The following is a 24171-nucleotide window of genomic DNA, read 5'->3' as shown; positions in this document are numbered from 1 at the left end:
GACGACCGTCGCGACATACATCGTCGGGCGAGGGTGGGGCGTTACAACGGTGTCGGCACACAAAAGTGGCGCCCACCCATAAGGTGAGCGCCACTTTCGTTGGCTGGTACCTAGATCACTTCAGGATCACGTAGGCGGGCCTACTTGAGGATCTTGGTGACGCGGCCGGCGCCGACGGTACGGCCGCCCTCGCGGATCGCGAAGCGCAGGCCCTCGTCCATGGCGACGGGCTGGATCAGCTTGACGGAGATGTCGGTGTTGTCACCGGGCATCACCATTTCGGTGCCCTCGGGCAGGGTCACCACGCCGGTCACGTCCGTGGTCCGGAAGTAGAACTGCGGACGGTAGTTGTTGAAGAACGGCGTGTGGCGGCCACCCTCGTCCTTGGACAGGATGTAGACGCTGCCCTCGAAATCGGTGTGCGGGGTGGTGGTGCCGGGCTTGACCACAACCTGGCCACGCTCGACATCCTCACGCTTGATACCGCGCAGCAGCAGACCGACGTTGTCACCGGCCTGACCCTGGTCGAGCAGCTTGCGGAACATCTCGACGCCGGTGACCGTGGTCTTGGTGGTCTCCGGACGGATGCCGACGATCTCGACTTCCTCGTTGACGTTGACCACGCCGCGCTCCACACGACCGGTGACCACGGTGCCGCGGCCGGTGATGGTGAAGACGTCCTCGACGGGCATCAGGAACGGCTTGTCGGTCTCGCGAACCGGATCCGGGATCGACTCGTCGACGGCCTCCATGAGCTCCTCGACGGACTTGACCCACTTCTCGTCACCCTCGAGCGCCTTGAGCGCCGAGACCTTGACGACCGGGGCTTCCTCGTCGAAGTCCTGGGCGGCCAGCAGTTCGCGGACCTCCATCTCGACGAGCTCGATGAGCTCCTCGTCGTCGACCATGTCGGCCTTGTTCAGCGCGACCAGGATGTAGGGCACGCCGACCTGACGGGCGAGCAGCACGTGCTCACGCGTCTGCGGCATCGGGCCGTCAGTGGCGGCGACCACCAGGATCGCGCCGTCCATCTGGGCGGCACCGGTGATCATGTTCTTGATGTAGTCAGCGTGACCGGGGGCGTCCACGTGGGCGTAGTGCCGCTTGTCGGTCTGGTACTCCACATGGGAAATGTTGATCGTGATACCGCGCTGACGCTCCTCGGGCGCATTGTCGATCTGGTCGAATGCGCGCGACTCGTTCAAATCGGGGAACTTGTCGTGCAGCACCTTGGTGATCGCCGCGGTCAGCGTGGTCTTGCCGTGGTCAACGTGACCGATGGTCCCGATGTTGACGTGCGGCTTCGTCCGCTCGAACTTCGCCTTCGCCACTGTGTTGTCCTCCTGGACTGTGTTGGTGCTTTGGTTAAAGCAGTTGTTGATCTTTGCAGTTGCGGTTCCCCGCGAGCCGACCGGGGGTTACTGTCCGGTCGCCTTCGCGATGATCTCCTTCGACACGTTGGCCGGAACCTCGGCGTACGAGTCGAACACCATGGAGTAGTTTGCCCGGCCCTGGGTCTTCGACCGAAGGTCTCCGACGTAGCCGAACATCTCCGACAGCGGAACCTGCGCCTTGACGACACGGGCACCACTGCGCTCTTCCATGGCCTGGATCTGACCACGGCGGGAGTTCAGGTCGCCGATCACGTCGCCCATGTAGTCCTCGGGCGTGGTGACCTCGACGGCCATGATGGGCTCCAGGATGACCGGCTGCGCGGACTGCGCGGCCTTCTTCAGCACCTGGGAGCCGGCCACCTTGAACGCCATTTCCGACGAGTCGACCTCGTGGAACGCGCCGTCGAGCAGGGTGACCTTGACGTTCACCAGCGGGTAGCCGGCCAGCACGCCGTACTGCATGGCGTCCTGAGCACCGGCATCCACCGACGGGATGTACTCGCGCGGGATGCGGCCACCGGTGACCTTGTTCTCGAACTCGTAGGTGGCACCGTCCTCGCCGCTGAACGGCTCCAGGTCGATGAGCACCTTGGCGAACTGGCCCGAGCCACCCGTCTGCTTCTTGTGGGTGTACTCGACCTTCTCCACCTTGCGGCGGATGGTCTCGCGGTAGGCCACCTGCGGCTTGCCGACGTTGGCCTCGACCTTGAACTCGCGACGCATCCGGTCCACCAGGATGTCCAGGTGCAGCTCGCCCATGCCGCCGATGACGGTCTGGCCGGTCTCCTGGTCCAGGTGCACCTTGAAGGTCGGGTCCTCTTCGGCGAGCTTCTGGATCGCGGTGCCCAGTTTCTCCTGGTCACTCTTGGTCTTGGGCTCGATGGCGACCTCGATGACCGGGTCCGGGAACGTCATCGACTCGAGCACGATCTGGTCGTTCGGATCGCTCAGGGTGTCACCGGTGGTGGTGTCCTTGAGGCCGATGACCGCGTAGATGTGGCCGGCCGAGGCCCGCTCGACCGGGTTCTCCTTGTTGGAGTGCATCTGGAACAGCTTGCCCAGCCGCTCCTTCTTGCCCTTTGTCGCGTTGATGACCTGGCTGCCCGACTCCACGGTGCCCGAGTAGACGCGCACGTAGGTCAGCTTCCCGAAGAACGGGTGGGTCGCGACCTTGAACGCCAGCGCCGAGAACGGCTCGTCGGTCGACGGGTTGCGGGTGATCTGCTCGTCTTCCTTGTTCGGCACGTGCCCCTCGGCGGGCGGCACGTCCAGCGGAGACGGCAGGTAGTCGATGACGGCATCGAGCATGGGCTGCACGCCCTTGTTCTTGAACGCCGAACCACACAGCACCAAGTAGGCCTCGGAGTTGATGGTGAGCTTGCGCAGCCCGCTCTTGATCTCCTCGATCGAGAGCTCCTCACCACCGAGGTACTTCTCCATCAGGTCGTCGTCGGTCTCGGCAGCAGCCTCGATGAGCTTGAGCCGGTACTCGTCGGCCTTTTCCTGCAGATCCGCCGGAATGTCGACGACGTCGTACTTCTCGCCGAGCTTGGCCTCGGCGCTCCACACCTTGGCCTTCATCTCGACCAGGTCGACGACGCCCTCGAAATCGTTCTCCGCGCCGATCGGCAGCTGGATCGGGATGACGTTGGCGCCCAGGCGCTCTTCCATCGTGCGCACCGAGAAGTAGAAGTCGGCACCCAGCTTGTCCATCTTGTTGACGAAGCAGATGCGCGGGACGTTGTACTTGTCGGCCTGCCGCCACACCTGCTCGGACTGCGGCTCGACGCCCTCTTTGCCGTCGAACACGGCCACCGCGCCGTCGAGCACGCGCAGCGAACGCTCCACCTCGACGGTGAAGTCGACGTGGCCGGGGGTGTCGATGATGTTGATCTGGTTGTCGTCCCAGAAGCAGGTGGTCGCAGCCGAGGTGATGGTGATCCCCCGCTCCTGCTCCTGCTCCATCCAGTCCATCGTGGCGGCACCGTCGTGCACCTCACCGATCTTGTAGCTGATACCGGTGTAGTAGAGGATGCGCTCGGTCGTGGTCGTCTTACCGGCGTCGATGTGCGCCATGATGCCGATGTTGCGGACCTTGGTCAGGTCGGTCAGCACGTCCTTCTGTGCCACAGAAGTCTTCTCTTTCGCTTGGTAGTTAGCTGTTCCTTGCGCCGGCACCGCCGGCGGTCATCACCAGCGGTAGTGCGCGAAGGCCCGGTTGGCTTCAGCCATCTTGTGGGTGTCCTCACGTCGCTTGACGGCGGCACCCAGGCCGTTGCTGGCATCGAGGATCTCGTTGGCCAGGCGCTCGATCATCGTCTTCTCGCGACGCTGCTTGGAGAAGCTCACCAGCCAGCGCAGCGCCAGCGTGGTGGACCGGTCCGGACGGACCTCGACCGGCACCTGGTAGGTGGCACCGCCGACCCGGCGGCTACGGACCTCCAGCGACGGCTTGACGTTGTCCATGGCGCGCTTGAGCGTGACCACGGGGTCGGTGCCGGTCTTGTCGCGAGCCTGTTCGAGCGCACCGTAAACAATGCGTTCGGCCAGCGATTTCTTCCCGTCCAGCAGAACCTTGTTGACCAGCTGGGTGACCAGCTGCGACCCGTAGACCGGATCGTTGACCAACGGACGCTTGGGCGCGGGTCCCTTGCGCGGCATCAGCTCTTCTCCTTCTTCGCGCCGTAGCGGCTGCGGGCTTGCTTGCGGTTCTTGACGCCCTGGGTGTCCAGCGACCCGCGGATGATCTTGTAGCGCACACCGGGCAGGTCCTTCACACGACCACCACGCACCAGCACCATCGAGTGCTCCTGCAGGTTGTGACCCTCACCGGGGATGTAGGCGGTGACCTCGACCGCGCTGGTCAGCCGCACACGCGCGACCTTGCGAAGCGCCGAGTTCGGCTTCTTCGGGGTCGTCGTGTACACGCGGGTGCACACGCCGCGGCGCTGCGGGCTGCCCTTGAGGGCCGCGGTCTTCACCTTGGCGATCTTGTCGCGGCGACCCTTACGGACCAGCTGGTTGATGGTTGGCATGTACCGGCTTTCTGTGTTGCTCGTCTTGTACTGCTTTGTTCTTCTGAAGTTCTCTTGTCCTGCAGTTACACCCTCGCCGCTTACCCCGCGGCCGGGCGTGTCGCATGCGGCCAGCCGCGCTTGTCGGGGCAATTCCCGAGTCACTGACGACGGAGGACATGCAAAGGTGGCCCGGAGTGCAGGCTTCGCTCGCCTATCTGCCAGGCACGACGGTCCACGATACCAGGGTCGCCGACCGCGACAAAACCCGCTGACCTGCGGCGCTCGTCTCGGCGGGCGTCACCGCGACCGCATACCGGCGGCCAGGCGCACGACCATGTCGGTGAAGACCGCGTCGGTGTCGATGCCCGCCATCACCCCGGTCATCTCCAGCAGCACGAAGCCGTGCATGGCCGACCAGAACTCCAATGCCGCGCAGAACGCGGCTTCCTCGTCGAGGCCGTAGGTCGCCAGCACCGAGATCACCGGTGCCGCGGCAGACTGGGTGGCCTCGGTGAACTCCGGGTCGTCACCACCCAGCGGCATCCGGGTGAATGCCGAGTACCGGCCCGGGTGATGGTGGGCGTAGCTGCGGTACGCGCTGGCCATCACCACCACCGCATCGTCCGGGCTGCGGCCCTGCGCGACGTTCTTGAGCATGTCGATGATGTCGCCGACCACCCGCATCCGCACGGTCCGACGCAGGTCCTCCAGGCTGTGCACGTGGTTGTACAGCGACGGGCCCTTGGTGCCGAGCTGGTTGGCCAGCGCATTGATCGTCAACGCCTCCCAACCCTCCCGGTCCAGGAAGGTCAGCGCGGCGTTGACGATGGCGTCGCGACTCAGCTTCGCCGAACGCGGCGGCCGGACTACCATGCGCGCGTCCCCCTCAGGTATCTCCCACGACCCCGACAGGGGTCAGCGAGAAACTCTAGTTCACCCGCTGTTGGCTGAGCTGAGCCAGTTCTTCGACGATCGAACACAGATCTGGCAACGTCGCCGAGTTCAGCGTCTGGATCGACCACGCGATCACGTCGCGATCCTTGGCCACGTAGATGCTGCACGCGGTGTTGTCGAAAGCCATAAAGCCCTTGGTGCCGTCGATCGACAGCTCGGTCAGCGTGCGCCCGGCCCGCGCCTCCAGTTCGCGCTCGGTGTCCATATCGCTGCCGCGGTACCACCACGTCGAGATGCCCATTCCGAGGCCGACCGCACCGATCACGCTGTCCTCCTGCCAGAAGCATCCGGCGTCGCCGACCACAGCCGGCTCGAACATCGGCGCACCGACGGCTTCGTCGATGTCGGCGTCGGTGATCCCGTTGCAGTCCCGACTGTCGAAACCCGGCCCGGTGGCGGGGGCCGGATCGGCCGGGGGCTCGGACGGGGCGCAGCCGGCCAGCGCCAGGCAGGCCGCGACGACCCAGAACTTCGTGGCGACGGTCACGTCACATGTCCGAGCGCAAGGTCGCCGCCAGCAGCTTCTCGGCCTCGGCGCACGGTTCACCGCTGTCGCGGCCGCGGTACTGGACCCACCAGCTCAGCACGCCGGTACCGGCCGCCGCGGTCGCCGAGCAGGCCGCACCGGTGACGTCGCGGCGCACCACAAACGCCGGACGCCGCTCCACCACCGTCTCGGTGACGGTACCGCCGCGTTCCTCGGCCAGCGCGCGCTCGCGCGGTAGGGCTCCCGACTCGAACCAGGAGAACGTGACGTCGATGAGCATCGGCTCGGGGCCGCGCATCAGCACGTACTGGCACACCGCCCCGCTGTAGGGCCGGGTCACCTCGTCGGCACCCAGCAAACCCTGGACCGCGCTGTCGTCGAGCAGACCACAGCTGTCGTCGACGTAGCCGTAACTGCGATCAGGATCAGCGGTGGCGTCCTGGCGCTGCGCAGTCCCGGTGACCGTTTGCGAGCAGGCCACGACAGCCGCCGCGGCGGTCACCACCGCGGGCAGCACCCGCCCGACACGTCGTCGCATCATTGCCGCTCACGCTACCCAGGAGCGCTGGCTCAAGCACCTCCTGGCGTCGTAGGCTCTCGGCATGAAGTCGACGTCTGCTCCACGGTTGCTCGCGGTCGGTGCGCTCGCGGTCTCGGCAGGTCTGTTCGCCGCCCCGACGGTGTCTGCGGTCAACGGCGACACCCACATCACCGGAGTGGGTGTGGTGCAGACCATCGACTGCAACAACGGCACGGTGTACGTCAACGGTGCCGAGAACCGGGTGAACGCCATCGGCAGCTGTTGGGCGGTGACCGTGCAGGGGTCGTCCAACGTCGTCGTCGCCGACAACGTCGTCAACGACATCACCGTCTACGGCTACGACCAGACGGTGTTCTACAAGACCGGTGAGCCGATCGTGTGGGATCGGGGGCGCGAACTCGGGATGACCAATCGCATCAGCCGGGTACCCGCCTGACCATGCGGCTGTGCGCATTGACGGCAGTCGGCCTGACCCTGGCCCTGGCCGGGTGCGGCGCCACGAGCGAGGACACCAACAACCCGACCGCGACGGCGGGCTCGTCGGGGGCCCAGGTCGAGATCGGCAACACGATCAACTACGGGTCGTTCGGCACCACGACCGAGATCGACTGTGCCGACGGCAAGTCGCTCAACGTCGGCGGCTCCAACAACACCCTGACCGTGTCCGGGACGTGCGCCAACGTCAACATCGGCGGCTCGGACAACCGGATCACCATCGACCGCGTCGACAAGGGGCTGGCGGTGGTCGGGCTCAACAACACCGTCACCTATCGCGACGGTGAACCCCAGATCAACGACACCGGCAACAACAACAGCATCAGGCGGGGCTAATTCGAGTCCCTAGGTATTGACGCCAAATTCCAATTTGGCGTACTTTGACATGGACATGAATACGCGCTCCTATGTCATGCGGGAACGTCAGCGGGCCAAGGAGGCCACGCGAGACGCAATCCTGGCCAGTGCCATCGACGCCGTCATGGCCGAGCGCTCCTTCGCCATCACCTTGCCGACGGTGGCCGAACGCGCCGAGGTCACGGTCAAGACCATCCTTCGCCACTTCGGCAGTCGCGATGGTCTGATCGACACGGCGCTGGAACGGGCGTACGACGAGGTCCTGGCTGAACGCAGCCCGCCGACCCATGCGCCTGCGGATGCGCTGCGCGTGCTCATCGTCCATTACGAACGGCGCGGCGACATGGTGCTCGCCGCCCTCGCGCAGGAGAACGACCCCCGCGCCATGCGTTTGACCAGCGCAGGACGGATCGCACACCGCGCCTGGGTCGACGAGGTATTCGCCCAACGCCTCCCCGCCGAGGAGGCGGCCCGGACCCGACTGGTCGATGCCTTGGTCGTCGCCACCGATGTGTACTGCTGGAAACTGCTGCGCCGCGACCGCGGCCTCTCGGTCGATGAGGTGCTCGACCGCATGTTGCTGATGACCGAGGCACTGACCGGGACAAGCTGATGAAGATCCTTTTCGCGATGTTCGACGGCGGCGGGAACGTGCCGCCGCAGCTGGGCGTCGCGAAAGAGCTGCGACGGCGCGGCGCCGAGGTCGTGGTCATCGGCCATGACGGCCTGCGCGGACGGGTCGAGTTGGCCGGGTTCGCGTTCGAACCATTCTCCGCAGGACGGCCGTTCGATCCGACGTTGACGCGCTCGCTGGCTGCGATGATGATCGACTTCACCCGGGTTGCCTCGGATCGTCAGCTGGGCCGCATCGTGATCGATGCCGCGCACCGCCACGGTGCCGACGCGGTGATCATGGACATGGTCCTGGTGACAGCCATCGCGGAGGTCGTCGAATCCAGTCTGCCGACCGTCGTTTTCGTGCACTACTTCTACCGCGCGTACCAGGACATGGCCGCCGGGCCCGTGGGGTGGGCACTGCGCCTGCGCGGCACCGATCCGCTGGCCGCCGAGCACCGGGGCGTCGCGCACATCGTGTCGGCCCGCGCCGACCTCGATCCGGTACGCGGGACTCCAGCGGTGTGCCACAGCGGCGTGGTGTGGCAGGGTCACCCGTGCGTCACCCGGCCGGCGCCCACCCCCCGGGTTCTGATCAGCCTGAGCACCAACGGCTTTGCCGGGCAACGGCGGATGCTGCAGCACATCCTCGACGCGGTGGCGCCACTGCCTGTGGACGCCACCGTGACGGTGGGCCCGAGCATCGACGCCACCGGATTACGAGTGCCGCCCAATGCCGACGTGTACCCCTGGCTCGACCACGACGAGGTGCTGGCCACCACATCCCTGGTCATCGGCCACGGCGGCCACAGCACCGCGATGCGGGCGCTGTCGTTCTCGGTGCCCCAGATCGTGCTACCTGCCAACCCCCTGATCGACCAAAGAACTGTCGGGGCCGCATTGGCCCGAGCCGGAGCCGGCGTGCTGTTACCCAAACATGCAGGAGCGCACAAGATTCGGTCCGTCGTCGAGACAGTACTCGGCGAATCCGCTTACTACCGAGCCGCTGATCGCCTGGGCGAGGACATCCGCCGCGTCAACGGCGCCGTCACCGCCGCCGATGTCGTGTGTGCGGTGGCCCGACGTCAGGCCGGGGCGCCGTGACGGCCCGCACCGCCGGCGAATCGGGCAGCGCCGTCGAGTGATTCGGCGGCCACCCGCGACATGCTGCCGAATTCGAAGTCCATCGCCTCGGCCTCGGAGCAGCCCCACTGGTGCAGCACCGACATGCGGTCGGCCCGCAGGCACTGCTGGGGCAGGGCGGCCAACTCGGCGGCCAACTCCTCGGCGCGCTGCCGGGCCTGACCGGTCGGCACCACCCGATTGGCCAGGCCGATCGCCTGCGCCTCGTCGGCGTGCACCGCGCGCCCGGTCAGGATCAGGTCCATCGCTCGGCTGTGCCCGATGAGCCGCGGCAGCCGCACGGTGCCGCCGTCGATGAGCGGGACACCCCAGCGCCGGCAGAACACGCCCATGATGGCGTCCTGCTCGACCACCCGTAGATCGCACCACAGGGCCAGTTCCAGACCGCCCGCGACGGCATAGCCACTGACCGCGGCGATCACCGGTTTGGACAACACCATGCGACTCGGCCCCATCGGCCCCGGCCCGCTGCGGTGCACCGGGTTGACCTCCGGTGTGCCGAAGGCCTTGAGATCGGCGCCCGCACAGAACGTCCCGTTGTCGCCCCACAGCACAGCCACGGCGGCCGACTCGTCCTGGTCGAAAGCCTCGAAGGCCGCATACAGTTCGGCTGCCGCCGGTCCGTTGACGGCGTTGCGGGCGTGTGGCCGATTCATGATCACCGTGGTGACCGGGCCGTTCTTCTCGACTCGCACTCCACCGCTCATGTCGCCTCCATCAGCGTCACTGGATCTCGTCGCGCCACCAGTTCGGTGGCGAAATCGTGGTAGCTAGTGCGCAATCGCTCACCGGGCCAGTGCGCCGGGAGCAGGTCATCGGGCAGCACCGGATCGGTGAGCAGATGCCGCACGATGGCCGCTGCCACCAAGAACCGCGACGGGATGTCGTGCGCGGCAGCCATGTGCGTGAGCAACCGTTCGGCCGCCTCAGCCCAGCCGGAGAGGTCCCACAGTTGCGCCGCCAGCCCGGCAGGGTCGCCGTCCCGCATGCTCATCACCCGTACGTGCTCGGTGACCTGCTCGTCCAGGTCGACCTCCAGATTGTCCGGACGGAGCCACAGGCCTTCGCGGAGTTCTCCGAAACGGTTGTCCTGAAGCGTGTTCCGCAGCGCCGAGCGGGTCCGCGGGTCGGCGCCGACGCTGGTGATCACCAGCGCGGTCCAGGTGCCGTTCCAGGTGCGCCGACGCGGGTCCAGAGCCTCGTCCTGCCGGCGTTGGCGGGCCATCAGGCGATCGGAGAGCCGGTAGCCGTCCTCGGAACGGACCAGGTCACCGGCGGCCACCATGCGGGTCAGCGCGACCCGGACGGTGGCCTCCCGGATACCGAAATCGGCGGTGAGCCGGACCAGTTCGGCGGCGGTGGCCCACGCCGGGTGCGCACCGAGCAACACGCTGAGCACGACCGACCGCGCCGTCATCCGGGTCAGCGGCTGCGACACGGTTCAGACTCCCGAGGCGGTGCGGCCGTGGTCGCCGAACGGCTCGTCGCGGCGGCGTACCGCGTCCCGGAAACCGTGCTCGCGGGCCTGCGCGACGAACGCGTGACCCTCGGGGGTGTGGCGGGCGATGCCGTCGAACACCGTCGAGATCATCGCGCTGTTGGCCACGCCCTGGTTGTACAACGCGCTGTTCATCGCCAGCTTGACCATGATCAGCTGATTGACCGGGACCGCGGCGATCCGCTCGACCAGCCGTTCGGTGCGCTCGTCGAGATCCTCGGGTGCGGGCGCCTCGACGGCCAGCCCCCATTCCGCGGCCTGTGCTCCGGTGAGGCAATCACCGGTCAGCAGAAGACGTTTGGCGCGTTGGTCACCCAGCCGGTGGGCCCACATACCCGCCGCGGGCACACCCCAGACGCGGGTGGGTGGATAGCCGATCTTGGCGTCGGACGCGGCGATCACCTGGTCGGCGTGCAGCGCGATGTCGGTGCCGCCGGCAATGCAGTACCCGTGGATCTTGACCACGGTGGGCTTGTCGGCCCGCATCAGGCTGGAGAACCCACGCACGAACCGGCTCATCATCTGGTAGTCGATCATCGGGTCCCACGGCTGATCGGGCAGGTGGTTGACCGCCTGGGTCCGGCCCGAAAGCACGGTGTCGCGGTAGGCGCTGCCGCCACCGGCCGACGAGGAGCCCTCGGCGTAGGCCGACAGGTCGAACCCGGCGCAGAAGCCCTCGCCGCGCCCTGACACCAGGATGACGTGCACGTTGGGGTCGAGGTCGGCGCGTTCGACCAGCGCCGAGAGCTCGAGTGGGGTGTCGGCGACGATCGCGTTGCCCTTGTCGGGCCGATTGAAGGTGATTCGGGCGACCCGGTCGGTGACCTCATAGGTCATCGTCGTGAGGTTGTCGAAGTCGACGGGCCTGATCGCGTGGGTCACGCTTTCACCAGGGCGCGCTCGAGGATCGGCGACAGGTCCAGCCCGGCGGGCAGGGTGCCATACACACCACCGGACTTACCGCCCAGGCGGCTGGCCAGGAATGCCTCCGCCACCGCGGGGTGGCCGTGCCGGACGACCAGCGACCCTTGCAGTGCCAGCGCGATGTCCTCGGTCACCTTTCGGGCCCGGTGCTGGATGCTGTCGAGATCCTCCAGCTGCGGCCGCAGCGCCTCGACGTGGGCGTCCAGCCGGTCGTCGTGGCCCTGGGTCTGGGCGAGCTCGTCGAACAGCACCTCGATGCACTCGGGTCGAGTGGCCATGGCGCGCAGCGTGTCCAGGGCGCTGACGTTGCCGGAGCCCTCCCAGATACCCATCAGCGGCGCCTCTCGGTAGAGCCGGGGCATACCGGAGTCCTCGACATAACCGTTGCCGCCCAGACATTCCATCGCCTCGGCGGCGTGGCCGGTGGCGCGCTTGCACACCCAGTACTTGGCTGCGGCCAGACCTATTCTGCGCAGCAGGGTTTCGCGCTCGTCACCGCGGACCGCCCAGTCGGTGGCGCCGGCCATCCGCATTGCCAACATCGTCGAGGCTTCCGCCTCGACGGCCAGGTCGGCCAGCACATTGCGCATCAACGGTTGGTCGATCAGATAGGCGCCGAACGCTTTTCGGTGTTGGGCGTGGTGCACGGCGCGCATCAACCCGGTGCGCATACTGGTCGCGCTGCCCAGCGTGCAGTCCAGCCGGGTCAGGTTGACCATCTCGATGATCGTCGGCACGCCACGGCCCTCGTCGCCGACCAGCCACGCCGTGGCGCCGTCGTACTCCACTTCGCTGGAGGCGTTGGCGTGGTTACCCAGCTTGTCCTTCAGCCGCTGCAGCAACATCCGGTTGCGGGTCCCGTCGGGCAGTACGCGCGGGAGCAAGTAGCAGCTCAGGCCGCCAGGTGCTTGCGCGAGCACCAGGAAGATGTCGCACATCGGCGCCGAGGTGAACCACTTGTGTCCGCGCAGCGAGTAGGTGCCGTCACCGTTGGGCGTGGCCTCGGTGGTGCCGGCACGAACGTCGGACCCGCCCTGTTTCTCGGTCATCGACATGCCCGCGGTGATGCCGGCCTTGGCGGTCGGCACCTTCAACTCGGGGTCGTACACGCGGCTGGTCAGCAACGGTTCGTAGAGCGCGGCGAGGTCGGGATTGTGCCGCAGCGCGGGCACCACCGCGTAGGTCATCGAGATCGGGCAGATGTGGCCGGGTTCAGGGGTCCACACCGACGTCTTGGCCGCCCGCACCACATGGGCGCCGGGCCGATCGTCGGCCCACGGGGCGGCGTGCAGGCCGTGACCGACCGCCACGGTCATCAGTTCGTGGTAGGCGGGGTCGTATTCGACCTCGTCGATGCGGTGGCCACTGCGGTCGTGGGTGTGCAACACCGGCCGGTGGCGGTCGGCCAGCTGGCCCCAGCGCTGCGCACGGGCGCTGCCGGCCAGCGCCCCGAGCTCGGCGACCTCGTCGACGCCCCACTGGCCGCCCTCGCGGATGAGCGCCTCGGCCAGGACCGGGGACGCGGCAGGGTTGAAGTCCTCCAGCGGTGGGACCTGGTTGGTGACGACATGGGTGTCCATTCCCCCACTGTTACATTTTCTCGACAGTCACACAAGAGATGTAATGAGTCATCTCTTGGATGGCGCCGCGGTGGTGGTGGTCCTGGCGTAGAGCACCCGGCCGGCCACCCCGGTCAACCCGAACACGACGGTGCTCACCACCAGAATCAGCGTGCCCGCCGCCAGCAGCGTCTCGTCGACGCCGACGCGGTCGGCCTCCATCGTCAGGTAGAACAGCGCCGACACCCCGATCGGGCCGAACCATCCCAGGTAGAGCGCATCGGCGGTCTTCAGACCGAGGGGCCTGCGCAGCAACAACAAGATCGGGATTCGACGCAGCAACAGGACCCCGACGGTCAGCGCCAGCGCGCCCCAGCCCAGACCTGCCCACGCCTGCCACGGCAGCGCCGCGCCCAGCAGCACGAACAACGGCAACACCGCGAACCTGTTGATGGCCTCGTCGATCGGCACCTCGGCCGTTCGGTCACTGCCGGTGCCGGCCACGTTGAACAGCAGGCCCCCGACGAACACCGCGAGGATGCCGTCGACGCGCAGCAGGCCGGCCACCCCGAGGATGCCCAACGCCAATACCACGGTGAAGAACAGCGCCGGCGCTGCGTCGGTGGCACCGTACTTCTCCCCCCACCGCAAGGCCTTCCCGCCGGCGAAGCCGGCGGCGGCACCGAAGGCAACGGCGCCGAGAACCTGCCACAGCGACTCCGCGGCGGCAGATCCCGCGCTCATCGCGCCGGCGATCGCGACCGCGGCCAGCACCAGCGGCAATGCCAGCCCGTCGTTCGCGCCGGATTCCAGCGACAGCAACTGCCGCACGCGCGCCGGCAGATCCCGTTCTGCTTCCGCACCGGTGGCCACGCTGGAGGCCAGGACCGGGTCGGTCGGGCACAGCGCCGCCCCGAGCAGAGCCGCGGTGGCGAACGGGACAGCCAGCAGCAGCCACCCCAGCGCAGCCGTCACCACAGCCATCGTCGGCATCACCACGACCAGCAGCAGCGTCAGCGGTCGCCAGAGGTGCTTGAGCACCGCCGCGCGGTAACGCAGCGCGACCGCCATCACCGACACCGCCAGCAACACCCGGCTGACCTCGTGCAGCAGCGCATGCTCCTCGGTGACCGGCCCGACATGTAGCACGCCGAGCACGACCGGTCCGACCACGATCCCGGCGATCAGACCGAGCAGCGGCTCGGAGATCGGCAACCGACGCATCTTCGCCGACAGCGCGGCCACTGCGACTCCGAGCAGCCCGACCGTGGCCAGCAGGATGTCGATGTCCATGCGGGCAGAGATACCCCGCTATGCCGGTCCGGCCTCCTGTCTGGCACGTCGCCAGCGGTCGTAGCGATGCAGCGCCAGCAGGGCGGTCCCGGCGAACGCCCAACCCAGCATGATGTCGACGACGTAGTGCTCGGCGGTGTAGACCAGCGTGAAAGCCATGATCAGCACGTAGGCCACCAGTACGGGCCGCCAACCGCGGTGCACCCGGTGCCACAGGAACGCCGCGATTGCTGCCGTCATACCGGCGTGCAGTGACGGAATCGCCGCGACCAGGTTGACGCTGGCCTGCCCCTGATCGAGCAGCGCCGTGGCCGAATGCAGGTTGAGCTTGCCCCAGCCGCGTCCGACGATCCGCTCGATCCAGGGATTGGCGTCGTCGTGGTGGTTCTGCATCGCACCGAGAAGGCCGCCGTCGGGAACGCCGCGGGCCGGCCGGAACATGCACCGCGGATCGGAGGGTCCGCCTTCGACGTCACCCGGGGTGCAGCGCGCCGCGGCCCACGGTGGGGCGGCCGGCACCAGCACGTAGACGATCAGCGCGCAGAAGTTCAGCCCGACGAAGAGCCGGACGAACGCCTTCCATTCGTCGCGGTTTCGCAGCCACAGCACCGCGGCCACCACATAGGGGAGGATGAAGAACGACATGTATACCGTGCTGATGACGACTTCCCACCACGGCGGCGAACCCAGCTTGAGTCGTTCCTGCAGCCACACCGTCGGCATGATCCCGAAGAACATCCAGCGATCGGCATCGGCCGGCCAGTGCCACAGCGTCGGTCGGCCGACCATGGTCGCCGCTCCCCTGCTGAGGTCGTAGGCGATCAGGACCAGCGCGAAGGGCAGCCAGTCGCGGATGACGTAGAGCATCCGCCGGCCCTGCCCGATACTGGCGGCCAGCAGACCGATCGCGATGTAGAGCAGCAGCAGTTCGCGGTTGAAAGCGAACCCGTCGGTGATGGTCCGGTAGACCACGACGGTGGCCCAGGTCGCCACCGCAACCCAGCGCACCACGCGCAGTCGACGGGCCCGGCGATCGATGCGGTCATCAATCACGATCGCGTCGTCGGCCGGGCCGGCGGGCACGCGAGCCGACGCGACAGACGCCTCGTCAACGGACACGTCGGCCTTTCGTCACGGACGGGGGTTCTCGGGCGATAAGCCTAATTAACCCCGCGGCCGCGCGACGTTCATGTGACGTTTGGCAACCGAAGTGTGATCAACCGTTCGATCAGCCCACGTGCTCCCGCAGGAACGCGATGTCGTCCTTGCGACCCTCGTCGGAGGTTTCGCAGATGACCGGTGCGTCGGCGGCGGCCACCACCGCGACCAGCAGCTGCGGGTCGATCTGGCCGAGACCGAAGTTGGCGTGCCGGTCGGCTCCCGAGCCTGCCGCATCGCGGGAGTCGTTGCAGTGCACCAGGTCGATGCGACCGGTGATCGCCTTGATCCGGTCCACCGCGTCGATCAACGCCTCCCCGGCGGCCCAGGCGTGGCAGGTGTCCAGGCAGAAGCCGATGCCCTTGTCGCCGATGTGGTCCCACAGCCGGGCGATGGTGTCGAAATGACGGGCCATCGCGTGGTCGCCGCCGGCGGTGTTCTCCAGATACACCGGTACGTCGGTCTCCAGGTAGTCCAGCGCCTTGACCCAGCGCTCGAACCCGGCGTCCATGTCGTTGTCGTCGGCGTGGCCGCCGTGCACGATCACCGCGGTGGCACCGACGTCGGCGGCGGCGTCGCAGGTGTCCTGCAAGATCTTGCGGGACGGGATCCGGACCCGATTGTTCGCCGAGGCCACGTTGATCAGGTATGGAGCGTGCACGTAGATCGGGATCGGCGAGGACTTCAGCGACTCGGCGTCCTCGCGCGGCTTGGGTTTCTTCCAGCTCTGCGGGTTGCCGAGGAAGAACTGCACCACCTCGGCGCCATCGGCCTGCGCCGCGGCCAGCGGATCGTCACCGTGGACATGGGAACCTATGAGCACGTTGCCGAGTCTAGGCGGCCACACCGACGGGCCGAATGTGTACTTGTGTCACGCCAGAGCGCCCCAACCGTGCCACAACCCAACGTTCGGCCGCGAAAGCCCAGAAGCGAAAGAGCCCCCGCCTCCCGGTGAAGGGAGTGGGGGCTCTTCCGATGAATTACCGGTAGTCCGAGTAGCCGTAGTCGTCCAGCGGCACCGCAGCGCCGGTGGCCTGGCCGAAGTCCGGGCTGTAGTACTGATCCTCGTAGGACGGGATCGTGTACGCCGCAGCGCGGGCCTCCTCGGTCGGCTGAACCTGGATGTTGCGGTAGCGGTTGATTCCGGTACCGGCCGGGATCAGCTTGCCGATGATCACGTTCTCCTTCAGACCCTGCAGCTTGTCGCTGCGGCAGTTGATCGCCGCATCGGTCAGCACGCGGGTGGTCTCCTGGAACGACGCCGCCGACAGCCACGAATCGGTGGCCAGCGACGCCTTGGTGATACCCATCAGCACCGGACGGCCGGCCGCGGGCTCGCCGCCCTCGGCCACCACCCGACGGTTTTCGGTCTCGAACTCGCCACGCTCGGTCAGCGAGCCGGGCAGGAACTCCGTCGCACCCGAATCGATGATCGTGACGCGACGCAGCATCTGCCGGACGATGACCTCGATGTGCTTGTCGTGGATCGACACACCCTGGGCGCGGTAAACCTCCTGGACCTCCTTGACCAGGTGGATCTGCACCTCGCGGGGGCCCTGAACACGCAGCACCTCGTGCGGGTCGGCCGAGCCTTCCAGCAGCTGCTGGCCCACCTCGACATGGTCACCGTCGGCCAGCAACCGCTCCGAACCGTCGTCGTGCTTGAACACCTTCAGGCGCTGACGCCGCGAGAGCTTGTCGTACACGACCTCCTCGCCCCCGTCGTCGGGAACGATGGTGATCTTGTAGAACTTCTCGCTCTCCTCCAGCTGGACCCGTCCGCTGACGTCGGCGATCGGGGCACGGTTGCGCGGAACGCGGGCCTCGAACAGCTCCTGGACACGGGGCAGACCGCCGACGATGTCGGCGCCGCCGGTCACACCACCCTGGTGGAAGGTACGCATGGTCAGCTGCGTGCCGGGCTCACCGATGGACTGCGCGGCCACGATGCCGACGGCCTCGCCGATGTCGACCAGCTTGCCGGTGGCCATCGAGCGCCCGTAGCACATCGCACACACACCGGTACCCGTCGCGCAGGTCAGCACGGAGCGCACCTTGACCTCGGTGATACCGGCGGCCAGCAGCGCGTCGATGGCCGGATCACCCAGATCGTGGCCACGCTCGACGACGACGTTGCCGTTGCTGTCCACCGCGTCGGTAGCCAGCGTCCGGGCGTACGCCGAGGTCTCGATGTGCTGATCGCGCACCAGCGTGCCGTCGTCGGCACGCTCGGCCAACGTGACGGTGATCCCGCGCTCGGTCTCACAGTCGGTCTCGCGCACGATGACGTCCTGCGAAACGTCCACCAGACGTCGGGTCAGGTAACCCGAGTCGGCGGTACGCAGCGCGGTGTCGGCCAGACCCTTGCGGGCACCGTGGGTGTTGATGAAGTACTCCAGCACCGTCAGACCCTCGCGGAACGAGGACTTGATCGGACGCGGGATGAACTCACCTTTCGGGTTGGTCACCAGCCCCTTCATGCCGGCCAGCGTGCGGGTCTGGGTGAAGTTACCCGTGGCTCCGGACTTCACGATCGTGATGATCGGGTTGTCCTCGGGGTAGTACTCCTCCAGCGCCTTACCGACCTCTTCGGTGGCGTCCTGCCAGATCTTGACCAGAGCCTCGTTGCGCTCGTCGTGGTTGAGCGCACCGCGCTGGTACTTCTTCTCGATGCCGTCGGCCTCGGACTCGTACCGCTCCAGGATCTCCTGCTTCTGGGGCGGCACCAGCACGTCGGCCATCGAGACCGTGACACCCGAGCGGGTGGCCCAGTAGAAGCCGGCGTCCTTGAGCTTGTCCACGGTCTGCGCGACGACGATCATCGGGAAGCGCTCGGCCAGATCGTTGATGATCCGGGCCTGCACCTTCTTGTGCATCTGCTCGTTGACGAACGCATAGGTGGGCGGCAGCAGCTCGTTGAACAGCACCCGGCCCAGCGTGGTCTCGGCCGTCCACGGCTGACCGAACGTCCAGCCCTCCGGGAACAGTTCGGCCTCGAGCTCGGCGGGCGGACGCTGCTGGGTCAACCGGACCCGGATCTTGGCCCGCACCGACAGCGCACCGCGGTCCATCGCCATGATGGCCTCGGCCGGCGAGCTGTACACACCGCTCTCCGGGGTGTCCTTGGCAGCCGGGGTGTACTCGCCCTGGTCTCCCTCGACCATCGTGGTCAGGAAGTACAGGCCGGTCACCATGTCCAGTCGCGGCATGGCCAGCGGGCGGCCCGAGGCGGGCGAAAGGATGTTGTTGCTCGACAGCATCAGGATGCGTGCCTCGGCCTGCGCCTCGGCCGACAGCGGCAGGTGCACCGCCATCTGGTCACCGTCGAAGTCGGCGTTGAACGCCTCACACACCAGCGGGTGCAGCTGGATGGCCTTGCCCTCCACCAGCTGCGGCTCGAAGGCCTGGATACCCAGGCGGTGCAGCGTCGGCGCGCGGTTGAGCAGCACCGGGTGCTCGGCGATGACCTCTTCGAGGACATCCCACACCTGGGGACGCTGACGCTCGACCATCCGCTTGGCGCTCTTGATGTTCTGCGCGTGGTTCAGGTCGACCAGACGCTTCATCACGAACGGCTTGAACAGCTCGAGAGCCATCAGCTTGGGCAGACCGCACTGGTGCAGCTTGAGCTGCGGGCCGACCACGATGACCGAACGGCCCGAGTAGTCGACACGCTTACCGAGCAGGTTCTGACGGAACCGGCCCTGCTTGCCCTTGAGCAGATCGCTCAACGACTTCAGCGGACGGTTGCCCGGCCCGGTGACCGGACGGCCGCGGCGGCCGTTGTCGAACAGCGCGTCCACCGACTCCTGCAGCATGCGCTTCTCGTTGTTGACGATGATCTCGGGAGCACCGAGGTCGATCAGTCGCTTGAGCCGGTTGTTGCGGTTGATGACACGGCGGTACAGGTCGTTGAGGTCCGACGTGGCGAACCGGCCACCGTCGAGCTGGACCATCGGCCGCAGCTCCGGCGGGATCACCGGAACCGCGTCGAGCACCATGCCCATCGGCGAGTTGCGGTTGGTCTGGAACGCCGCGACGACCTTCAGTCGCTTGAGCGCACGAAGCTTCTTCTGACCCTTGCCGTTGCGGATGGTGTCGCGCAGAGAGTCGGCCTCGGCCTCGATGTCGAAGGTCTCGATGAGCTTCTTGATCGACTCCGCGCCCATGGCGCCTTCGAAGTACTCGCCGTAGCGGTCCTGCAGCTCGCGGTAGAGCAGCTCGTCGACGATCAGCTGCTTGGGAGCCAGCTTGGTGAACGTGGTCCAGATCTCTTCGAGCCGGTCCAGCTCACGCTGGGCCCGGTCGCGCAGTTGGCGCATCTCGCGCTCGCCGCCGTCACGCACCTTGCGGCGCACATCGGACTTCGCGCCCTCCTCCTCGAGCTCCTTGAGGTCGGCTTCCAGCTTCTGGGCGCGTGCCTCCAGGTCGGCGTCGCGCTGATCCTCGAGAGCCTTGCGCTCGACGGCCATCTCGGCTTCGAGCGTGGAAAGCTCGTTGTGCCGCATCTCGTCGTCGACGCTGGTGATCACATACGCCGCGAAGTAGATGATCTTCTCGAGATCCTTCGGGGCGAGGTCGAGCAGGTACCCCAGCCGCGACGGGACGCCCTTGAAGTACCAGATGTGGGTGACCGGCGCGGCCAGTTCGATATGGCCCATCCGCTCACGACGCACCTTGGCGCGGGTCACCTCGACGCCGCAGCGCTCACAGATGATGCCCTTGAACCGGACGCGCTTGTACTTACCGCAGTAGCACTCCCAGTCGCGAGTAGGTCCGAAGATCTTCTCGCAGAACAGGCCGTCCTTCTCTGGCTTGAGCGTGCGGTAGTTGATGGTCTCCGGCTTCTTGACCTCGCCGTAGGACCAGTTGCGGATGTCGTCCGCGGTCGCGAGACCGATGCGGAGTTCATCGAAGAAGTTGACGTCTAACACGTAACTCCCTTTCCCCTTTCGGGTGTTGAAACTTGACTAGGCACCACGGCTGAGCCGTGAATCAGGCGAGGTCCTCGACAGAGGCGGATTCATTGCGGGACAAGTTGATTCCCAGGTTCGCTGCAGCGCGCTCCAGGTCCTCGTCGTCGCCGTCACGCATCTCGATCGCAGCGCCGTCGCTGGACAGCACCTCGACGTTGAGGCACAGCGACTGCAGCTCCTTGAGCAGCACCTTGAACGACTCGGGGATGCCCGGCTCGGGGATGTTCTCGCCCTTGACGATGGCCTCGTACACCTTGACGCGGCCGACGGTGTCGTCGGACTTGATCGTCAGCAGCTCCTGCAGCGTGTAGGCCGCGCCGTAGGCCTGCATGGCCCAGCACTCCATCTCACCGAAGCGCTGACCACCGAACTGTGCCTTACCGCCCAGCGGCTGCTGGGTGATCATCGAGTACGGACCGGTCGAGCGGGCGTGGATCTTGTCGTCCACCAGGTGGTGCAGCTTCAAGATGTACATGTAGCCGACCGTCACCGGGTACGGGAACGGTTCGCCACTGCGGCCATCGAACAGCTCGGCCTTGCCCTGCGCGTTGACCATGACGTCGCCATCGCGGTTGGGCAGCGTCGACCCGAGCAGGCCCTCCAGCTCCTTCTCCTGAGCACCGTCGAACACCGGGGTGGCGACGATGCTGTCCGCCGGCGCAGCCTTGAGCTGCTCGGGCAGGTTGCCCGCCCATTCCGGCGATCCCTCGATGTTCCAGCCCGCCTTGGCCACCCACCCGAGGTGGGTCTCCAGGATCTGGCCGATGTTCATACGACGCGGCACACCGTGGGTGTTGAGGATGATGTCGACCGGGGTGCCATCCGGCAGGAACGGCATGTCCTCGACCGGCAGGATCTTGCCGATGACGCCCTTGTTGCCGTGGCGTCCGGCCAACTTGTCGCCGTCGGAGATCTTGCGCTTCTGCGCGACGTACACGCGGACCAGCTCGTTGACGCCGGCGGGCAGCTCGTCGTCATCCTCGCGGGAGAACACCCGGATGCCGATGACCTTGCCGGATTCACCGTGCGGCACCTTCAGCGACGTGTCGCGCACCTCGCGCGCCTTCTCACCGAAGATCGCGCGCAGCAGCCGCTCTTCGGGGGTCAGCTCGGTCTCGCCCTTCGGGGTGACCTTGCCGACCAGGATGTCACCGTCGCGGACCTCGGCGCCGATGCGGACGATGCCGCGCTCGTCGAGGTCGGCGAGCACCTCATCGGAGACGTTCGGGATGTCCCGGGTGATCTCCTCGGCGCCCAGCTTGGTGTCGCGGGCATCGATCTCGTGCTCTTCGATGTGAATCGAGGTGAGCACGTCCTCCTCCACCAGGCGGTTGGAGAGGATGATCGCGTCCTCGTAGTTATGGCCCTCCCACGGCATGATCGCCACGAGCAGGTTCTTACCCAGGGCCATCTCGCCGTTCTCGGTGCACGGTCCGTCGGCGATGACCTGGCCGGCCTCGACACGCTGACCGGCGTCGACGATCGGACGCTGGTTGGCGCAGGTGCCGTGGTTGGAACGAGCGAACTTGCGCATCCGGTAGGTGTGCCGGGTGCCGTCGTCGGCCATCACGGTGACGTAGTCCGCGCTGACCTCTTCGATGACGCCGGCCTTGTCGGCGACGACGACGTCACCGGCGTCGATGGCCGCGCGCAGCTCCATCCCGGTGCCGACCAGCGGGGCCTCGCTGCGCACCAGCGGAACCGCCTGGCGCTGCATGTTGGCACCCATCAGGGCACGGTTGGCGTCGTCGTGCTCGAGGAACGGGATCATCGCCGTCGCGACCGACACCATCTGGCGCGGCGAGACGTCCATGTAGTCGACCTCGCTCGACGAGATCTGCTCGACCTCCCCGCCCTTTCGGCGGACCAGGACGCGCTCCTCGAGGAAGCGACCGTTGTCGTCGATCGGCGAGTTGGCCTGCGCCACGACGTGGCGGTCCTCCTCGTCGGCGGTCAGGTAGACGATGTCATCGGTCACAACACCGTCGACGACCTTGCGGTAGGGCGTCTCGATGAAACCGAAAGGGTTGACCCGCGCGTACACCGACAGCGAACCGATCAGACCGATGTTCGGCCCCTCCGGCGTCTCGATCGGGCACATCCGGCCGTAGTGGCTGGGGTGCACGTCGCGGACCTCCAGGCCGGCGCGCTCACGGGACAGACCACCGGGGCCCAGCGCCGACAGGCGGCGCTTGTGGGTCAGACCCGACAGCGGGTTGTTCTGGTCCATGAACTGGCTCAGCTGGCTGGTGCCGAAGAACTCCTTGATCGCCGCCACGACGGGACGGATGTTGATCAGGGTCTGCGGGGTGATCGCCTCGACGTCCTGGGTGGTCATGCGCTCGCGCACAACCCGCTCCATGCGCGACAGGCCGACCCGGATCTGGTTCTGGATCAACTCGCCCACGGTGCGCAGACGACGGTTGCCGAAGTGGTCGATGTCGTCCACCTCGACCGGGACCTCGGTGCCGCCGGGAACGGTCATCACCTTGTCGCCCTGGTGCAGGCGCACCAGGTACTCGATGGTGGCGACGACGTCCTCTTCGGTCAGCGTCGAGCTGGTGATCGGCTGACCGACGTTGAGCCCGAGCTTCTTGTTGACCTTGTAGCGACCCACCCGGGCCAGGTCGTAGCGCTTCTCCTTGAAGAACAGGTTCTCCAGCAGGGTCTGCGCGGACTCCTTGGTGGGCGGCTCGCCCGGGCGCAGCTTGCGGTAGATGTCGAGCAGCGCCTCGTCGGTGCCGGCGGTGTTGTCCTTCTCCAGCGTGCTCATCATGATCTCGGAGAAGCCGAACCGCTCGGTGATCTGCTCGTTGGTCCAGCCCAGCGCCTTGAGCAGCACGGTGACCGGCTGACGACGCTTGCGATCGATACGCACACCCACGGTGTCACGCTTGTCGACGTCGAACTCCAGCCACGCACCGCGGCCGGGGATCACCTTGACGCTGTGCAGCGTCTTCTCGGTGGACTTGTCGATGGACTCGTCGAAGTACACGCCCGGCGACCGGACCAGCTGGCTCACCACGACGCGCTCGGTGCCGTTGATGATGAAGGTGCCCTTTTCGGTCATCATCGGGAAGTCGCCCATGAAGACCGTCTGGCTCTTGATCTCGCCGGTGTTGTTGTTGATGAACTCCGCGGTGACGAACAACGGCGCCGCGTAGGTCATGTCCTTGTCTTTGCACTCGTCGACCGGCGCCTTGACCTCGTCGAAGCGCGGATCGGAGAAGGACAGCGACATCGAGCCGGAGAAATCCTCGATCGGGGACAGCTCTTCGAGAACCTCCTGCAGCCCGCCCCTGGGGTCCACGTCGCCGCGGTCGACAGCGCGCTGGAACCACTCCTCTGCGCCGATCAGCCACTCGAACGATTCGGTCTGGACGTCGAGAAGCCCCGGAACCTCGAGCGGCTCACGAAGTTTTGCGAAGGAAACTCGGTTTGGCGCCCCGGGAACGGAGCTATTAGTGGTAGCGATATCTGACTCGATCTGGCGGGACCCTGCCAAGATGCATCCTTCCAGCACCTCATGCGACGTTCTCAGGATCCGGAGGTCTCCGGAAGTCACACCGGAGGAGCACCGGAACCTGCGCCGCGAATCTGCGTCGGTTCGGCTGGCTTCACCAGCCTGATCCGGACGCAGGGCACGGGTCTAGATCTCTGAGCAGACCTCAGAGGACCGCGTGCGAAGCGGGTCTTGGAAAACCGGAGTGGGCAGGATGCAGCCAGCGCAACGTCCAACAATAGCGCAGGACGCAACATT

At 66.7% G+C, this 24171-nt stretch carries 20 protein-coding genes; 4 read left to right on the top strand and 16 right to left on the bottom strand.

Features of this window, described 5'->3' with window-relative positions; genetic code table 11:
* Positions 1–140 precede the first annotated feature (140 nt).
* The 7 genes from tuf to KXD98_RS04320 all read right to left on the bottom strand — a co-directional run bounded on the left by tuf (position 141) and on the right by KXD98_RS04320 (position 6390).
* Positions 141–1331, bottom strand: a complete 1191-nt coding sequence (gene tuf, locus KXD98_RS04350) for an elongation factor Tu (protein ID WP_260762039.1) — start codon at positions 1329–1331, stop codon at positions 141–143.
* An 87-nt stretch (positions 1332–1418) separates the two neighbouring features.
* Positions 1419–3524 carry an elongation factor G gene (gene fusA, locus KXD98_RS04345; protein WP_260762038.1) on the bottom strand — a complete coding sequence of 702 codons (2106 nt, stop codon included), beginning with the start codon at positions 3522–3524 and terminating at the stop codon, positions 1419–1421.
* A gap of 60 nt (positions 3525–3584) precedes the next feature.
* Entirely contained in the window at positions 3585–4055 is a 471-nt protein-coding gene (gene rpsG, locus KXD98_RS04340; protein ID WP_260762037.1) for a 30S ribosomal protein S7, read from the bottom strand.
* The gene (rpsL, locus tag KXD98_RS04335) at positions 4055–4429 is read right to left on the bottom strand and encodes a 30S ribosomal protein S12 (protein WP_003929602.1); all 375 of its coding nucleotides are present in this window, start codon (positions 4427–4429) and stop codon (positions 4055–4057) included. The genes rpsG and rpsL overlap by 1 nt, the downstream gene beginning before the upstream one ends.
* A gap of 279 nt (positions 4430–4708) precedes the next feature.
* Entirely contained in the window at positions 4709–5284 is a 576-nt protein-coding gene (locus KXD98_RS04330) for a TetR/AcrR family transcriptional regulator (RefSeq protein WP_260762036.1), read from the bottom strand.
* A gap of 55 nt (positions 5285–5339) precedes the next feature.
* Positions 5340–5852: a DUF3558 domain-containing protein gene (locus KXD98_RS04325; protein ID WP_396882403.1), complete on the bottom strand. Its 513-nt coding sequence runs from the start codon at positions 5850–5852 to the stop codon at positions 5340–5342.
* A 1-nt stretch (position 5853) separates the two neighbouring features.
* On the bottom strand, positions 5854–6390 hold the full coding sequence (locus KXD98_RS04320) for a DUF3558 domain-containing protein (RefSeq protein WP_260764978.1): 537 nt from the start codon (positions 6388–6390) through the stop codon (positions 5854–5856).
* A 64-nt stretch (positions 6391–6454) separates the two neighbouring features.
* Between KXD98_RS04320 and KXD98_RS04315 the strand changes: the two genes are divergently transcribed.
* The 4 genes from KXD98_RS04315 to KXD98_RS04300 are packed head-to-tail and all read left to right on the top strand — an operon-like array spanning position 6455 to position 8964.
* On the top strand, positions 6455–6829 hold the full coding sequence (locus tag KXD98_RS04315; RefSeq protein ID WP_260762035.1) for a DUF3060 domain-containing protein: 375 nt from the start codon (positions 6455–6457) through the stop codon (positions 6827–6829).
* Between the two features lie 2 nt (positions 6830–6831).
* Positions 6832–7224: a DUF3060 domain-containing protein gene (locus KXD98_RS04310; protein WP_260762034.1), complete on the top strand. Its 393-nt coding sequence runs from the start codon at positions 6832–6834 to the stop codon at positions 7222–7224.
* A gap of 55 nt (positions 7225–7279) precedes the next feature.
* On the top strand, positions 7280–7858 hold the full coding sequence (locus tag KXD98_RS04305; protein ID WP_260762033.1) for a TetR/AcrR family transcriptional regulator: 579 nt from the start codon (positions 7280–7282) through the stop codon (positions 7856–7858).
* On the top strand, positions 7858–8964 hold the full coding sequence (locus tag KXD98_RS04300; RefSeq protein ID WP_260762032.1) for a glycosyltransferase: 1107 nt from the start codon (positions 7858–7860) through the stop codon (positions 8962–8964). The genes KXD98_RS04305 and KXD98_RS04300 overlap by 1 nt, the downstream gene beginning before the upstream one ends.
* Here KXD98_RS04300 and KXD98_RS04295 read toward each other — a convergent pair.
* The 9 genes from KXD98_RS04295 to KXD98_RS04255 all read right to left on the bottom strand — a co-directional run bounded on the left by KXD98_RS04295 (position 8946) and on the right by KXD98_RS04255 (position 23934).
* Complete coding sequence (locus KXD98_RS04295) at positions 8946–9710, bottom strand: crotonase/enoyl-CoA hydratase family protein (protein WP_260762031.1); 765 nt, start codon at positions 9708–9710, stop codon at positions 8946–8948. The genes KXD98_RS04300 and KXD98_RS04295 overlap by 19 nt on opposite strands.
* Positions 9707–10420, bottom strand: coding sequence for a PaaX family transcriptional regulator C-terminal domain-containing protein (locus tag KXD98_RS04290; protein WP_260764977.1), 714 nt, complete (start codon positions 10418–10420; stop codon positions 9707–9709). The genes KXD98_RS04295 and KXD98_RS04290 overlap by 4 nt, the downstream gene beginning before the upstream one ends.
* A gap of 24 nt (positions 10421–10444) precedes the next feature.
* Complete coding sequence (locus tag KXD98_RS04285; protein WP_260762030.1) at positions 10445–11383, bottom strand: crotonase/enoyl-CoA hydratase family protein; 939 nt, start codon at positions 11381–11383, stop codon at positions 10445–10447.
* A complete protein-coding gene (locus KXD98_RS04280; protein WP_260762029.1) occupies positions 11380–13005 on the bottom strand; it encodes an acyl-CoA dehydrogenase family protein in 1626 nt (541 codons plus the stop codon). The genes KXD98_RS04285 and KXD98_RS04280 overlap by 4 nt, the downstream gene beginning before the upstream one ends.
* Positions 13006–13053: 48 nt before the next feature.
* Positions 13054–14277, bottom strand: coding sequence for a cation:proton antiporter (locus KXD98_RS04275; RefSeq protein ID WP_260762028.1), 1224 nt, complete (start codon positions 14275–14277; stop codon positions 13054–13056).
* An 18-nt stretch (positions 14278–14295) separates the two neighbouring features.
* Positions 14296–15360 carry a phosphatase PAP2 family protein gene (locus KXD98_RS04270; protein ID WP_396883100.1) on the bottom strand — a complete coding sequence of 355 codons (1065 nt, stop codon included), beginning with the start codon at positions 15358–15360 and terminating at the stop codon, positions 14296–14298.
* Between the two features lie 145 nt (positions 15361–15505).
* On the bottom strand, positions 15506–16258 hold the full coding sequence (locus KXD98_RS04265) for a deoxyribonuclease IV (RefSeq protein WP_260762027.1): 753 nt from the start codon (positions 16256–16258) through the stop codon (positions 15506–15508).
* Between the two features lie 157 nt (positions 16259–16415).
* On the bottom strand, positions 16416–20369 hold the full coding sequence (locus KXD98_RS04260; protein WP_260762026.1) for a DNA-directed RNA polymerase subunit beta': 3954 nt from the start codon (positions 20367–20369) through the stop codon (positions 16416–16418).
* 61 nt (positions 20370–20430) lie between these two features.
* Entirely contained in the window at positions 20431–23934 is a 3504-nt protein-coding gene (locus tag KXD98_RS04255) for a DNA-directed RNA polymerase subunit beta (protein ID WP_260762025.1), read from the bottom strand.
* Positions 23935–24171 lie beyond the last annotated feature (237 nt).

This window comes from Mycobacterium sp. SMC-4 (assembly GCF_025263265.1).
Lineage (GTDB): Bacteria > Actinomycetota > Actinomycetes > Mycobacteriales > Mycobacteriaceae > Mycobacterium.
Note: the sequence above shows the minus strand (reverse complement) of the source record. Positions and strands in the feature narration are given on the sequence as shown.